Annotated in this window: 12 protein-coding genes; 9 read left to right on the forward strand and 3 right to left on the reverse strand. The window is 39.9% G+C overall.

The features are described from left to right. The 9 genes from IQ237_RS22815 to IQ237_RS22855 all read left to right on the forward strand — a co-directional run. A partial coding sequence (locus tag IQ237_RS22815; protein ID WP_194059286.1) for an RNA-guided endonuclease TnpB family protein occupies positions 1-374 on the forward strand: 374 nt, incomplete at its 5' end. Between the two features lie 153 nt (positions 375-527). Beyond that, on the forward strand, positions 528-1052 hold the full coding sequence (locus tag IQ237_RS22820; RefSeq protein ID WP_194059318.1) for an SRPBCC family protein: 525 nt from the start codon (positions 528-530) through the stop codon (positions 1050-1052). Between the two features lie 149 nt (positions 1053-1201). After that, positions 1202-2272 (forward strand): Mrp/NBP35 family ATP-binding protein, encoded by a 1071-nt coding sequence (locus tag IQ237_RS22825; RefSeq protein ID WP_194059288.1) that lies wholly within the window; start codon positions 1202-1204, stop codon positions 2270-2272. A 110-nt stretch (positions 2273-2382) separates the two neighbouring features. Next, the gene (gene rodA / locus IQ237_RS22830) at positions 2383-3696 is read left to right on the forward strand and encodes a rod shape-determining protein RodA (RefSeq protein WP_194059319.1); all 1314 of its coding nucleotides are present in this window, start codon (positions 2383-2385) and stop codon (positions 3694-3696) included. Positions 3697-3828: 132 nt separating this feature from the next. Then, entirely contained in the window at positions 3829-4023 is a 195-nt protein-coding gene (locus tag IQ237_RS22835; RefSeq protein WP_193942220.1) for an NAD(P)H dehydrogenase subunit NdhS, read from the forward strand. 83 nt (positions 4024-4106) lie between these two features. After that, complete coding sequence (locus tag IQ237_RS22840) at positions 4107-4763, forward strand: HAS-barrel domain-containing protein (protein WP_194059290.1); 657 nt, start codon at positions 4107-4109, stop codon at positions 4761-4763. Positions 4764-4937: 174 nt separating this feature from the next. Next, complete coding sequence (locus IQ237_RS22845) at positions 4938-7076, forward strand: cation:proton antiporter (protein ID WP_194059291.1); 2139 nt, start codon at positions 4938-4940, stop codon at positions 7074-7076. A gap of 468 nt (positions 7077-7544) precedes the next feature. After that, entirely contained in the window at positions 7545-8480 is a 936-nt protein-coding gene (locus IQ237_RS22850; protein ID WP_194059292.1) for a UDP-glucuronic acid decarboxylase family protein, read from the forward strand. A 90-nt stretch (positions 8481-8570) separates the two neighbouring features. Beyond that, positions 8571-9962, forward strand: coding sequence for a UDP-glucose/GDP-mannose dehydrogenase family protein (locus IQ237_RS22855; RefSeq protein ID WP_194059293.1), 1392 nt, complete (start codon positions 8571-8573; stop codon positions 9960-9962). 208 nt (positions 9963-10170) lie between these two features. Here the strand turns inward: IQ237_RS22855 and IQ237_RS22860 are convergent, their stop codons facing one another. The 3 genes from IQ237_RS22860 to IQ237_RS22870 form a co-directional block, all read right to left on the reverse strand. Continuing rightward, positions 10171-10965 carry a DUF2993 domain-containing protein gene (locus IQ237_RS22860; RefSeq protein ID WP_194059294.1) on the reverse strand — a complete coding sequence of 265 codons (795 nt, stop codon included), beginning with the start codon at positions 10963-10965 and terminating at the stop codon, positions 10171-10173. A gap of 715 nt (positions 10966-11680) precedes the next feature. Next, positions 11681-13915 (reverse strand): polysaccharide biosynthesis tyrosine autokinase, encoded by a 2235-nt coding sequence (locus tag IQ237_RS22865; protein ID WP_194059295.1) that lies wholly within the window; start codon positions 13913-13915, stop codon positions 11681-11683. A gap of 826 nt (positions 13916-14741) precedes the next feature. Next, positions 14742-15557, reverse strand: a complete 816-nt coding sequence (locus IQ237_RS22870; RefSeq protein WP_194059296.1) for a nucleotidyltransferase family protein — start codon at positions 15555-15557, stop codon at positions 14742-14744. Positions 15558-15594: the final 37 nt, after the last annotated feature.

The raw sequence follows: 15594 nt of genomic DNA on the forward strand, positions 1-15594 counted from the left end.
ATGCAAGAATAGCAAACCTGAGAAAAGATACTCTTCATAAACTTACTACTTACTTATGCAAAAACCACGCCAAGATAGTAGTAGAAGATTTAAACGTCTCAGGGATGCTATCAAACCATAAATTAGCACAAGCAGTAGCCGATTGTGGATTTTATGAGTTTAAGCGTCAGCTAGATTATAAAGCTAAAAAATTTGGCTGTGAAATTATAATTGCTGATAGATTTTATCCATCAAGTAAAACCTGTTCTCACTGTGGGCATAAAAAAGATAGTCTTTCCTTGTCTGAAAGAATTTATCGCTGTGAGAACTGTGGTTTTGAGATGGATAGGGATCTGAATGCTGCAATTAATTTATCGCGTTTGGCTAAAGCGTGAAAGTCTACCGAGGGATAACTGCTCCCATGCTCCCGTTGAAGTAGAAAGTAAAGTCTAGCTTTGTCTAGGTTTTATATAGCAGTAGATAGCTTGACTCCAATTTACCCAGATGCCAGAGTCACCAGACAGATTGTAGCCAGGAGGATTAGGACAGTGCAAGGTTGGTTATCCAAATTCATCCACCGCAAACGTCGTCGATTTTGCGCTTCTCTGGTGCGGACTTATCGAGAGATCAGTTCTGCTTCTGTAGATGAACTTTGGTTAAAGGTGGCTGACTTAACAGATGTTTCCTGGCATCCACTCCTCAAAAGCACCAACGTACCATTAGGATTAGTACCCAAGCCCGGATTAATTTTCCAAGCAGTAACACGCTTTTGGCCAGTTCCCATCCAGATTTTTGTAGAACGGGTAAATCCCAAACAGATGTTAAGTATCCGCGTTTTGGCAATTCCTGGGATTGAGGAACGGATCACATACCAAGTAGAGTCAACGGTTTGTGGTAGTTATTTGTCTTATTCTGTAACCCTACGCGGCTGGTTATCACCTCTAATTTGGTCATTTTCCCGTCCTTATGTAGATCGAGTAGCAAGGTCTTTAGTAGAATCTGTAGAAAATGCAGCACTGCAAGCAGTATCAGGCAAGAAAAAATCTCTGGATGACAGTTGTTTTGATTTTTAGGTCAGTGGTTAGGTGACAGCTAAGAATTTACCGATCTCCAAAATCCAAAATCCAAAATCCAAAATCGGATGTCCCAAGAAAGTTAAGATTCAAGTAGTAGAGAATGAAAATTTTTTAAGCTTTATTAAGGCGGCAACGGTACAAACGCTATGTATGATGTCCTCAATTCCCAGTCAGTCCTAGAAGTGTTGCGACCAGTGGAAGATCCAGAACTTCGCAAAAGTCTGGTAGAACTGAATATGATTCGCAACGTCAAAATTGACGGTGGCAAGGTTAGCTTTACTTTGGTGTTGACTACTCCCGCCTGTCCTTTACGAGAATTTATTGTTGAAGATTGTAAAAAAGCTGTACAAAAACTGCCTGGTGTAACAGATATCAGTGTAGAAGTAACAGCAGAAACACCCCAACAAAAAAGCCTACCGGATCGCACTGGTGTGGCTGGGGTGAAAAATATTATTGCGGTTTCTAGCGGTAAAGGTGGTGTTGGTAAAAGCACAGTTGCCGTAAATATTGCTGTTGCTCTGGCACAAACAGGGGCGAAAGTTGGTTTGCTAGATGCTGATATTTACGGACCTAATGACCCCACCATGTTGGGTTTAGCTGATGCGGAAATTACTGTGCGCTCCACAGAAACAGGGGAAATTCTCGAACCTGCGTTTAATCATGGGGTCAAATTAGTATCAATGGGCTTTTTGATTGACCGCGATCAACCAGTTATTTGGCGTGGTCCCATGCTCAATGGCGTAATTCGTCAGTTTCTTTATCAGGTGCAATGGGGAGAAATTGATTATTTAATTGTTGATATGCCTCCGGGAACTGGAGATGCTCAGTTGACTTTAACCCAATCAGTACCAATGGCAGGAGCAGTGATTGTGACTACACCTCAAAATGTGGCATTACTGGATTCTCGCAAGGGTTTGCGGATGTTCCAGCAAATGAATGTACCAGTATTAGGGATTGTGGAGAACATGAGTTATTTTATTCCTCCCGATCAACCAGATAAACAATATGACATTTTTGGGTCTGGTGGAGGTTCAAAAACTGCCGCAGAATTAGATGTACCACTTTTGGGCTGTGTACCTTTGGAAATTTCTACCAGAATTGGTGGAGATAGTGGTATACCCATAGTGGTTTCTGATCCAGATTCAGCTTCAGCTAAAGCCCTAAAAGCGATCGCTCTGGCTATAGCAGGTAAAGTTTCAGTTGCTGCTCTGACATAAGATTGGTAATGGGTAATGGGTAATGGGTAATGGGTAGTAGTTTTCCCAATCACCAATTACCAATTACCAATTACCAATCCCCGTTTAAAACTCAAGTCGTTATTCGCACAATGTTGTTAAAACGTTCGCTACCTAAAGTCCGCTGGCAATATTGGGTTAAGCCTTGGCAGCAAATAGATTGGCTATTATTTTGTCTAGTTGTTGCTGCCAGTATGTTTGGCGGCTTGATGATTCTCAGTACAGAACTCAATCAGCCCGTTACTGATTGGTGGTGGCACTGGCTTGTAGCTGGTATTGGCTCCATCATCGCTCTATTTTTGGCTCGTTGCCGCTATGAAAACCTGATTCAGTGGCACTGGATCACTTACGCTCTGACTAACTTCAGCTTAATTGTAGTCATGGTGGCTGGTACAAGTGCCAAAGGCGCACAGCGATGGATTAGTATTGGTGGGTTTAATGTGCAACCATCAGAATTTGCCAAAATAGGCGTAATTATCACCCTCGCTGCTTTATTACACAGGCGTACTGCTTCCACCCTGGAGAGTATTTTCCGTGTCTTGGCAATTGCGGCTGTTCCTTGGGGATTAATATTTTTACAACCTGATTTGGCTACTTCTCTAGTGTTTGCATCGATAGTTTTGGGAATGCTGTATTGGGCAAATGCTAACCCTGGTTGGTTGATCCTGATGATTTCCCCTGTGGTGTCTGCTATCCTCTTCAGTATATCCTGGCCTTTATCAGAACCAATAGTTTTAATCAAAGAACTCACTTTTAGTCCTTTGGGTGTTTTCTGGGCGGGTGCTATGGGTATTCTTGGGTGGCAAACTTTACCTTGGCGTAAATTCAAAATTAATGCGATCGCCTCTTTTAGTCTCAATATGCTGGGGGGAGAATTAGGCGTTTTCGCTTGGAATCATGTATTAAAAGAATATCAAAAAGATAGGTTAAGTGTATTTATTAATCCTGAACATGACCCTCTTGGTGCTGGTTATCACTTAATTCAATCTCGTATTGCTATTGGTGCTGGGGAAATTTGGGGATGGGGTTTGTTTAAAGGTCCAATGACTCAATTAAATTTTGTCCCAGAGCAGCATACGGATTTTATTTTCTCCGCTGTTGGTGAAGAATTTGGTTTTATTGGTTGTTTAATAGTGCTGTTTGTCTTTTGTTTGATTTGCTTCCGCATCCTACACATTGCGAAAAACGCTAAAGATAATTTTGGCTCTTTATTGGCTATTGGTGTTTTATCTATGATTATCTTTCAACTCATTGTTAACGTGGGTATGACGGTTGGTTTAGCACCTGTAGCCGGAATTCCCCTACCTTGGATGAGTTATGGTCGTTCTGCTATGCTCACTAATTTTATTGCTCTAGGATTAGTAGAATCTGTAGCAAATTTCCGGCAACGTCAAAAATTTTATTAGAGGGAACAGGGAACAGGGAACAGGGAACAGGTGACAGTAATAAGGCAAGAAGCAAGAGTTTATTCTTCCCAATCACCAATCACCATCAACTAATATTAAGCTAATAACAGAGAATAAATTGAGGGTAAAAACATGATTCTGCCTGGAGCAACTGTTCGCATCAAGAATCCCGCAGACACATATTATCGCTATGAAGGACTTGTGCAACGAGTCAGTGATGGTAAAGTAGCTGTACTGTTTGAAGGTGGTAACTGGGATAAAATTATTACCTTCCGCTTACCAGAACTAGAACTCGTAGAGACTACCGCCAAGAAAAAAGGAAAATAATTGTTTAGTCATTAGTCAGTGGTTATCAGTCATTAGTAAAAGAATAATGACTAATGACTAAGGACTAATGACTAAGAACTAATATGCGTCTACCCTTACCACAGTTTGCGACAGGCGATCGCCATCCTCACCACATTGCGGAGGTGATTGAAACCACAACTACCGAATTTTTGGCGCAATGTCTAGAACCAGAAGACTTGAGTTTTCCGGTTATGCCTCCTTTTGGTAGTTGGGTTTGTGCTGTAGATGAAGAGTCTGGGAATCAAATCTATGCTGTGGTATATCATGCCACAACTATGCCCATAGATTCTGTACACCGAGCTAGGGCGTTGGGGTTGTCCTTACAAACTTTACGCGAAGAACAACCCCAGATATTTGCTATGCTCAGAACAGAATTTCGGGCGGCAATTGTTGGATTTGAGCAGCAGTCACAAAATCTCAGTTATAACCAAGGAGTGTATCAGTATCTCCCACCACGTCCGCCCCAAATACATCAAGCAGTTTATCGGTGTCAACCAGAAGCGATCGTCAGGTTCACAGAAAAATTAGATTTTTTAAGGACTTTACTTTTGATTAATGGTGCGCCAGTAGAATCTTTAGCTGCATCTGCTATTCGTGAAGTTTACCAATTACGCAAAGCTGACAGAGAATGGCTAATTAAAGCTGGTCGCCATCTTAGTGTACTGCTAAAAGATGATTATGATCGTCTACGCTTTATTTTGAGCCAAATTCACCCATAGGGAATAGGGAATAGGGAATAGGGAATAAGTAGGGAGCGACAAAAATTCAACATTCAACATTCAGTATTCAGTATATAACTCCTGAGTCATGGAAATTTTTGAACTCCTAATAGCTCATAACTGATAACTGATAACTGATAACTGATAACTGATAACTGATAACTGTTTTACATGATGCCACTTGTGTCACAAGTTCTGACGTTAGATCCAACCTTTCAAGTTCTAGGACCAGAACCTATTGTTCCCTTGGCTATTTTACTGTTAGTCATTCTTGTTATACCTATCCTCTTTGAGCGACTAAGATTGCCAGCATTAGTAGGTTTGGTTGGCTCTGGAGTGGTACTAGGTCCATCAGGTTGGCGCTTATTTGAACCTGAATTGCCAATGATGACTTTGCTATCAGACATTGGGTTAGTTTACTTGATGTTTATCACCGGATTGGAATTTAATATCCCACTTTTCCGTCAACAGCAAAGTCGTTCCTTAATATTTGGTGCTTTTAGTTTCCTTTTACCCCTGATGCTAGGAACATTAGGAGGACGATTTTTGGATTTTGGTTGGCACAGTTCCATACTAATAGGCTGCTTACTGTCTTCTCACTCCCTTTTGACATATCCAATTATCAATCGTTTGGGATTGACAAATAATCAGGCTGTGACTATGACAATGGGAGCCACAATTTTTAAAGATATCGGCACACTGCTAATATTAACTGTTTCCATAGCCAGCTTTCATAGTGGGGCATTCAGCTTTTCTAAACTAATCACTATATTAGGCGGGGTAATAATATACTTGATGATAGTGTTAGTCGGTTTTGATTGGGCGAGCCAAGAATTTTTCCGCCGTTCTGGGGATGAAGAGGGTAATAAGTTTTTGTGTGTGTTGATGTCTGTATTTCTGGCAGTTGTCATTGCACAACTGATGGGTTTAAACAAAATTGTGGGCTTTTTCCTGGCGGGTTTAGTCGTTAATGAAGCTATAGGCGAAGGACCAGTTAAAGAAAAATTAATATTTATCGGCAGTGTTTTATTTATTCCTATTTTCTTTATTTACTTGGGGTTAAGAATTGATTTACCTGCCTTTTTTGCTGGATACAGCACAATCAAGTTATTACTATTAATTTTAGTGGGTTTGATTGTTGGCAAATTTATGGCATCTGTGTTGGCAAAGTTGGTTTACCGCTATAGCTGGCAGGAAACACTAACTATTTGGTCACTATCTCTTCCCTTGGCAGGTACAACATTAGCGGTGGCTGTAGGGGGATACAGGTCTGGTTTACTGTCAGGAGAGGTATTAAACACTGCCATTATCTTGGTGCTGATTACAGCGACTTTGGGACCTTGGCTGACGAGTCTCATGGCTGTTGGCTGTGCTATGAATTTGACCTGTTCATCGTTGGCAGAAGTATCACCAATTACTTTGTCTCAGCAGCAATCACAATCATCACAGGGTAATTTTACGATCATCGTACCTATCCAAAATCCCCAAACGCAAAAGTATTTGATGGAAATGGCGGCCTTATTAGCCTGTCAATCCCAGGGTAAAGTTTTACCATTAGCGATCGCTCATGCTACATCTCAAATGGATGCACCCCAGTTAGATACCGCTTGGCAACGGAATGAAACGTTATTAGCTAAAGCCATTGCACAAAGTCAATTATTGGGCGCACAAGCAGAACCATTACTGAGAATTGATGATGCTTTTGCTCCAGGAATATGTAGGGCTGCTCGTGAACAAAAAGCGAATTTAATTATTATAGGTTGGGGTAAACGTACTGGTTTGCGGGCGCGTTTATTGGGGAATGTCATTGATAATGTGCTTTGGGCTTCCCATTGTCCAGTGGCCGTGGCACGTCTGGTAGAATCACCAAAAAAAATTCAGCGTATTTTAGTGCCGATAGAAAATTTAATTACGCCAACACTCACACCTGTACAATTTGCTCAAACCTTGGCAGATGCTAATCAAAGCCAGATTACTCTTATCAATGTTTGCGATCGCCGCACCAGTGCTAGTCAAATTTCTGCCAGAAGAGAGCATTTATCCCAATGGGTATCTAATTTAGCTGTGCCAAATCCACCAGAAATTCAAATTTTCACTCATGAAAATCCTACCCAAGCTATTTTACAGGCTGCAAGATTGTATGATTTAGTGGTATTGCCTTTTATCCGTAATCGTACTATCCCTGGAGGGTTAGCTATGAGTGATGTTACAACCGAATTAGCTAGGCAACTTACCTGCTCTATTATCATTCTGGGAGAACCACAACGCCATCATAAACTCGCTTTGTCAAAAAATAAGCTGTTATGCAGCTAAATTGTATAATCATAAATTTCTGAACTCTTGTGGCACAGGCATACTTCGACTGCGCTCAGTACAAGTCTTGCCTGTCTCATTTATACAAATTAAATGCACAACAGCTTATATCCAAAACAGCGTTCATACAAAAATCCTAATCAGCATTCTGCTATATAGGGGTTGCTGAGAAAGTCTTTTCGTGGAGGCAGGGAACTCTTAACAGGGAACAGTTTTAGCTATCTGTCATCCCCCCATTTTGGGATTTCTTGGTTTCAAAATGCACGGTTTTTCAGGTATACCCTTCAAAAGTCTTGCACTTTTTTCCTCTTTATCAACAGTTCGACAAGCTCACTGACCACCTGTAACCCTTGATATATGTGGGTTTTACATTTATTCAGCAAGCCCTATGTATTGATATACTGAAGCCGGGCAATCTAAAAATAAGGATAATACCTCTGGAAATATCTAGAAAATAATTGGGAAACTATGAGAATTTTAGTGACAGGCGGTGCTGGGTTTATTGGTTCTCATCTGATAGACCGACTAATGGCTGATGGACATGAAGTTATATGTTTGGATAACTTCTATACAGGAAATAAACGCAATCTCCTCAAATGGTTCAATAACCCTTATTTTGAGATGATCCGTCATGATATTACTGAGCCAATTCGCTTAGAAGTGGATCAAGTCTATCATTTGGCTTGTCCTGCTTCTCCGGTGCATTACCAGTACAACCCCATTAAAACCGTCAAAACTAATGTGATGGGAACCCTGAATATGTTGGGGTTGGCTAAAAGAGTGAAAGCGAGATTTTTATTAGCCTCCACCAGTGAAGTTTACGGTGATCCAGAAGTGCATCCCCAAACCGAAGATTATCGTGGTAGTGTTAATCCCATTGGCATCCGCTCCTGCTATGACGAAGGTAAAAGAATTGCGGAAACTTTAGCATTTGACTACTACCGAGAAAATAAAGTTGATATTCGTGTAGCTCGAATATTCAACACCTATGGACCAAGAATGTTAGAAAACGATGGTCGGGTAGTCAGTAACTTGGTTGTGCAAGCATTAAAGGGTATTCCTTTAACTGTGTACGGTGAAGGTTCACAAACTCGCAGCTTTTGCTATGTATCTGATCTAGTTGAAGGTCTAATGAGGCTGATGAATGGTGATTACATCGGACCTGTAAATCTGGGTAATCCTGATGAGTACACCATTTTAGAACTGGCACAGACAGTACAAAATATGGTTAACCCAGATGCAGAAATTAAGTTTGAACCCCTACCTTCAGACGATCCCCGTCGTCGTCGTCCTGATATTACCAAGGCACAAACTTTATTAAATTGGGAACCTACCATTCCTTTACAAGAAGGGTTAAAACTGACAATAGAAGATTTCCGTCAACGTATCAAAACTAATGATTAGTCTATAGTCAGTTCTCATTAGTCATTTGTTAACCAACAACTCATGACTAATAACCAATGACTGATAATAAAAAAACGAGGAGTTTAAAAAATGCGTGTTTGTGTAATCGGGACTGGTTATGTGGGTTTAGTCACAGGAGTTTGTTTAGCTTATATTGGTCATGATGTCATCTGCATAGATAACAACGAAGAGAAACTAAAGTTAATGAAATCTGGGCAGTCGCCAATTTTTGAGCCTGGACTTTCGGAAATTATGCAATCTGCTATTAATAGCGGAAATATTCAATTTTCGTCGGATTTGGGGGCGGGAGTTGCCCACGGAGAAATTCTGTTTATTGCTGTGGGAACTCCGCCATTACCGAATGGTGAAAGTGATACCCGTTATGTGGAAGCTGTAGCTCGTGGAATTGGAGCTAATCTCAATGGCGGTTATAAGGTAATTGTGAATAAATCTACAGTACCCATCGGTTCTGGTGACTGGGTACGGATGATTGTTTTAGATGGTATTGTTGAACGTCAGAAGTCATTGGTAGCCGCAGGTGCTTCATCTGCTGAGGAAAAACCACCGGAAATTTCCCCTCACTTTGATGTTGTGAGTAATCCAGAGTTTTTGCGGGAAGGTTCAGCAGTTTATGACACTTTTAACCCGGATCGGATTGTTTTGGGGGGGAACAGTCAACAGGCGATCGCCATGATGAAGGAACTTTACGCCCCCATTGTAGAACGCAAGTTTGCAGCCGATCAATCTTTACCGCCTGTACCAGTGCTGGTGACAGACTTGAGTTCAGCAGAAATGATTAAATATGCTGCAAATGCCTTTTTGGCAACTAAAATTAGTTTTATTAATGAAGTGGCAAATATTTGCGATCGCGTTGGTGCTGATGTCACCCAAGTCGCAAAAGGTATCGGTTTAGATTCCCGCATTGGTAACAAGTTCTTGCAAGCGGGCATAGGTTGGGGTGGTTCTTGCTTCCCCAAAGATGTATCGGCGCTGATTCACACTGCTGATGATTATGGTTATGAAGCGCAACTCATGAAAGCTGCTGTCAGTGTGAATGAACGTCAGCGTTTGATTGCTTTGGAAAAATTACAACAAGCTTTGAAAATCCTCAAAGGTAAAACCGTTGGACTACTCGGTTTAACCTTCAAACCCGATACAGACGATTTACGGGATGCTCCTGCACTCAACTTGATTGAGCAACTCAACCGATTAGGAGCTAAAGTCAAAGCTTATGACCCGATTATTTCCCAAACAGGTATGCGTCATGGTCTTTCGGGAGTATTGGTAGAGACTGACGCAGAAAGATTAGCTGATAGTTGTGATGCGTTGGTACTCGTTACCGAATGGCAACAGTTTAGCACTTTGGACTATGCAAAAATGGCAAAATTAATGAACCACGCCGTTATGATTGACGGTCGTAACTTCTTGGACCCGGAAACGATGGTAAGAGCGGGTTTCCAATATATTGGTGTAGGTAGGTGATTGGTGATTGGGTACTGGTGATTGATGATTGGGGACTATGAAAAGATTACAGGTAAAGGGTCTTAGCCTGCTGGAAGTTAAAAAAGTGCAAGCTTTTACGGGGTGGAAACTTAAAAACCTTGCATTTAATTCCTACTCAAAGGAAAAATTGTTCCTATCCAACTCTTGAAACTGTCACCTGTCACCAATCACCAATCACCAATCCCCATTAACCACTTTTAGGAATTCGTTCTATTTCTGCATATCCACTAAAAATCAATCTTTGACCTTCTGTTTCTAAACGATTAAGTCGCATTTTTACACCATCCAGGTCAAAACGGTCTAAATCGACCATATTATCTAAAATTTCTACCAGTGCCATGCTTAAAGTTTGGGAAATTTCTCGCTGTGCTTCTGGTACTTGTTCTAGTTCAATTTTTGGATCTTTAAAAGAAACTCGTCGCCGTCTTTCAATAGCTATACCTAATGTCATACTCAGGGGTATGACTTCTCCATTGTTCAAGTCAGCTTTAGCTAGAAGATGTAAGCGATTTCCCGGTAATAACTGTATTTGAACGTCGGTAAAGGAAACTGGTTCACCACCTGAAATTGCTGTTAAAGCTGGCTCAGAAAGATTGAGTAGTCGCTTTTTCACCAATTCTGCACCAAAAGCTTGATTAATACCTGCTTCTGATAATATTACTTGCGCTACTGCTTGGGTGGATTGTTTAAGGTTGAGTTTGCCGCTCAAAACCGAACTAAAGTCAATGGCAACCGCATCGGTTTCAAAAGACATTTCTTCAACAGCGAAGTCTCTCCGAATTACTAGGCCACGACCGCTCATTTTAAAGCTATCAATGCTGCCTTGCAACAGTTTGCTGGAGGGATAGCAGCGCACAAAGACTTCTACTGACTCGCTCTGGGTAAACAGGTGGCGAATCGTTTGGCTGGCGACTGTGTTGAGCATTCGCTCTCCCCAATCTGTGCCTTTGGGATCTGTTAAACCAGTAAGTCCGCCTAACATTAGGTTCTGGGTCTCTAGAAGTTCTTTATACTTTTGTAACAAATTGTGAACAATATTGCAAGCGATCCCCAGATTTGTTGTTCTAATGGGTTTGAACAGGATAACTGATGCTTTGCTTTACCGGGAATTTGAGATTTGAGATTTTAGATGAAAAAATTTCGTATGGGAAAAATGGTAAGTAGGGTTTGCTGAGAAAGTCTTTCCTTGAAGATTAAGGATTTCAAGGTCAAACTCTTTATTCAGCAACCCCTAAAAAGTTTTGAATGGTGATATTAGACACTTGTATTTACCTAATAATGCTCGTTACTACGTTTATAATAGTAAGTATATTGCATTAGTGTAATAACAAGACTTGGCGGACAAGGTAAAAATAGATTATAAATAAGATTATCTGCCATATGGGTAACGCTACGCTGCGCTATCAAGGGAGGCAGAGGGCAGGGGAGGGGAGCATCCCAAATGTGTAAATTTATTTTTATCTAACGAAATCAAATGCTCCAAGCCTTGATATGATTGAACCGCAAAGGGCGCAAAGAACACAAAGGTAAGATATTTAAACGAGAGTTTTTGGTGCTGCTGCAATTATTTTTTCAAAATTGGGATGCTCCCGGAGGCAGAAGGAAAATTTTTAAATTGGTGATTTGGCGGTCTACGATTAGATGTGGGTTTAAATCCCCCACTAAGAAAGCCTCCTGCCTTTCAACTCCTGCCTCCTTTAAGATTTTCTAGCTTCTATACCAGTATTATAGTAGTAGTCACTGTAATAATTATGAAGCTGATTATTTTCACCGTTAGCAACCACACCTAAGACATTAATAGGAAAGTTTTTCAGACTGTCCTGAAGTTGCATCACTGCTGATTTGTCGGTTTTGTCCATTCTCACCACCAGCAGCGTACCATCCGTTTGTGGAGCTATCAGTCTGGCATCAACTATTTTCAGCATGGGAGGAGCATCATAAATTACTAAATCAAAATTTTCGTGCAAATATTCCATCACTTGCTTCATTTTATCCGATGAAAGCAATCTTACAGGATCTGGTGGTTTATCGCCAGCGGTAATCACTGATAATGAACTCATATCAGGTAACTGTTGCATCACCTGCTCAACTGGTATATTTGATGTGAGGACATTGGTTAAACCAAATAAATTTTTTAATCCCGATATTCTGTGAATCTGAGGGCGGCGCAAATCACCATCCACCAGCAATACTCTTTTGCCCAAGGCTGCTGCTATTTGAGCTAGATGGAATGCAACTGTAGTCTTTCCATCTCCAGGCATCGTGGAAGAAATAGTTAAGGATCTAATTGGTTGATCAGAATTGAGCAACTGAATATTAGAGTAAAGAACCTGTAAAGATTCCCAAAATAAACCTTGTCCATAATAGCCATAATAACTTTTCTTGCTCCTCTGGTAGAAAAGTTTAGACAACCAAGAATCAACTTGAGGAAATTTTCCTGATTCAGATTTGGAAGTGGAGCGATTATTGTAAGCAGATTGGTAATCTTTGATGCTTTTGTCTATAGGAAGAGTTCCCAATAAAGGTAGTTTGATTTTCTCCTTCAGGCTGTCGACATCATGAAAGGTATTGTCGAGTTTTTCCAGCAGGAAGGCAATACCCACACCTGCTGCTAAACTGCCAAATAATCCCACAATCAAATTTAGAGGGATCCTTGGTAAAACAGGATCTTCCTTTTGATTTGCTGCTTGTGTTAATTCCCAGGGTAGTTCTGTTTGTGCTGCTTGAATCACAAGGTTTTCACGGGCTTCTAAAAACCGATTCAGGCTATCATTTGCTATTTGCAAGTTCCGCTGAATTTCAGTGTATTGTCTGGCTAAGATGGGTAGTTGCTTAAATCTTTGCTTGGTTTGCTGCTCTACTTTGGCTAGTTCCTGGCTTTGTACCTCTAGCTTCTGAAGCACACTGGTTGCTTCAGCTAATTTTAATCCTACATACCGCATTTGTTCATCTTCTATCAGAGGCAAAAGATTCTGCCTTTTCTCTTCTAATACTTTTATAGACGGGCTATCTGGTTGAAACCGTACTAATTCTCCAGATAATTGGGCTTCTAATTGACGTAATTGAGTTATTAATTGACTATATATAGGGGCTGCATTTAATGTTGCTTGTTGTCCTTCTGGGGTTGATAAGCTCACATAAGTAGCTCTGGCAGTGGCTAAGTTTTGCTCAATTTTTAGTCTTTCGTCTGCTAATTTTTGAAGTTGTTCTGCCACATGCTCGGACTGATGTTCTGGATCAATAAAATCATACCTTTGTCTGAATATTTGTAGTTGTTTCTGCAATTGAGCTACCCTATTTCTGATGGTAGGTAGTTGTTTATCTACAAATTGGACTCCCTGTGTTAGTTTTGTTTTTCGTTTTTCTAAGCTGTATTGCAAATAGTAATCGGATAGTGTCTTTAATACTAAGTCAATTTTTTGACGTTCTTGATGTCGATAGCTTATTTTTATAATTTTGGTTTTACCTAGACGACTAATCTTTAAATTTTTTATTAGTAGATCATAGGTGAGATCAGGATAGGAAGATTGTAGCTTTGGCAAAACTTCTTTCATCAGTTCCTGGCTTATAAGCACCTCAATTTGGCTTTCGTAATCTAGGGCAGAGTTATTAATCACTCTAGACTCTGGCAGAGGTACTTGTCCTAATAAATTACTATCACTATTTACAGGCTCAACTAAAAGCTGAAAATTACCTTCATAAATAGTTTCTGCTGTAAGTGTGTAGTAAATAACAGTAGACATCACCACAGAGACAACCCCTATGATAGCTAATGCACGCCGCTGGATAACAGAAAAAAAGTCTTTTAAGTCTATCTCATCTTCCTCGATTTCAAATGATGAAAAATTCTGAGGAGGTAAGGTTTGAGGTGCAATAATGACTCTGTTGTTTTCATTCAAGGTTGAGTTTATGCTAGAATTATGATTGTTCATGGATTTTAGATCAAATGATTTTTTGGGTTAAGTATTTTTTTGTATTTTTGTAGCATTCTAAGCACTCTAGGAGAGCCAATTTTATAATCCTAAGAGTTTGTTTCAAAAGTTTTTTATTGTCATCAATGACACTGATTAATCCCCCAACCCCTTAAAAAGGGCGGGCTAAATTCTTTAAACTCCCCCTTGAAAAGGGGAATTTATGGGGATCTGAAAATATTTTATACATCATGAGAGACTTTTAAAACATCCTCTAATCTAGTTAAGTTTTGTGGTGCGGGCATCTTGACCGCTAGACTTGTATAAATTAGATGCACAACAACTTACGTACGAATTTTAAGCTGATCAGAGCGATTAAATTGGCTAGAATCAATTTGTATCTCTAATTACCAGAAATATAATTAATATAATAACCTATGTTGCTAGTTATGCAAGCAAATATTAACAACATTCTTATCTATAGGACTCCTAAGCTGTTGTGCATTTAATTTGTATAAATAAGGTTAACAGGCAGGATGCCTGTTCCACAAGGGTTTTATCATTAACATCTGTACCTCAGAATACCGAAAACTGCTGTATTTACTGTTCCCAATTCCCAATTGCCAATTCCCTAAGAGGATGTTTGAAAAGTTTTTAATGTATAAATAAACCCCTCTCCAAACCTCTCCCCGCATCGGGGAGAGGCTTTGAAACCCCCATTTCCTTGTAGGGAAGGGGGGAAGGAGGGTTAGGTTTCTAGAGATTATCGGTTTCATCTAATACTTTTCAAACAACCTCTAAGATAAAAAACTCTCTACCTCACTAGCTTGGTAAATGCTATATTTATTTATTTTACTTGAGATTCTAACCATTGATTAAAAAGTGCGATCGCCTCTTGGATTTTGACGATAATTATTTCTGTTTGTTGGGCTAATTCTAACACTCTTTCTTTTCGCAATTGCAAATTATAATTATGACGTGCTAAATGTCTAAATTTCCGATAATCATTTAATTGTAATAATAGCGAACCTTGCCATACAGGAGGACGATTTTCCCCACCAATTTCTGCCATTTGTAACAATAGTTGTTCATGCCAATTTTCGGCTTTTGGCATTCCCCCATCTATGGTGACAGCAATTCTTTCGCTAATTCGCTCACAAGCTGTGTAAAAATCACAAATATAGCTGGATAAAGCTGGAGTGAGAGCAATTTCTGGAATACTTTCTGCTTGAGCCATTAATTGCTTTAAAGCTTGAAAATTTTGCTCTAAAGCTATCATCTCGTCCTCAATGCGAGTTTTTAAGGCTAAATATTTATTAGTGGGCATGAGTTTTTCTTTGAGAATCCGAGAACGGACAAAATCTGGCAGTTCTTCTAATGCTACCAAATCTATTTTTAACCAATTAGGTGCTATTTTTTCTAGAAGAGAATATGCCTCCCATTGTTGCTTTTCCGACATTCCTCTCACTGCTAAATCTAAATCAGATTGCCAATGCCAAGGGCTTTCTCCTGATAAAGAACCAAATAATATTACTTCTTTTGCTCCCTTTTCTAGGAGAATTTGCCGACATTTTGCGGCTGTTTGTAATGCTTCTTTTTTTCTTTGTTCTAGTGTTTGACTGATATTTTCTATATGAATATTTGCATTATTTGTATTTGCCATAATTGTGCTTAATCATTGTGCTTAGTGCTGAGTTTAT

The organism is Sphaerospermopsis sp. LEGE 08334, from assembly GCF_015207205.1.
Lineage (GTDB): Bacteria > Cyanobacteriota > Cyanobacteriia > Cyanobacteriales > Nostocaceae > Sphaerospermopsis.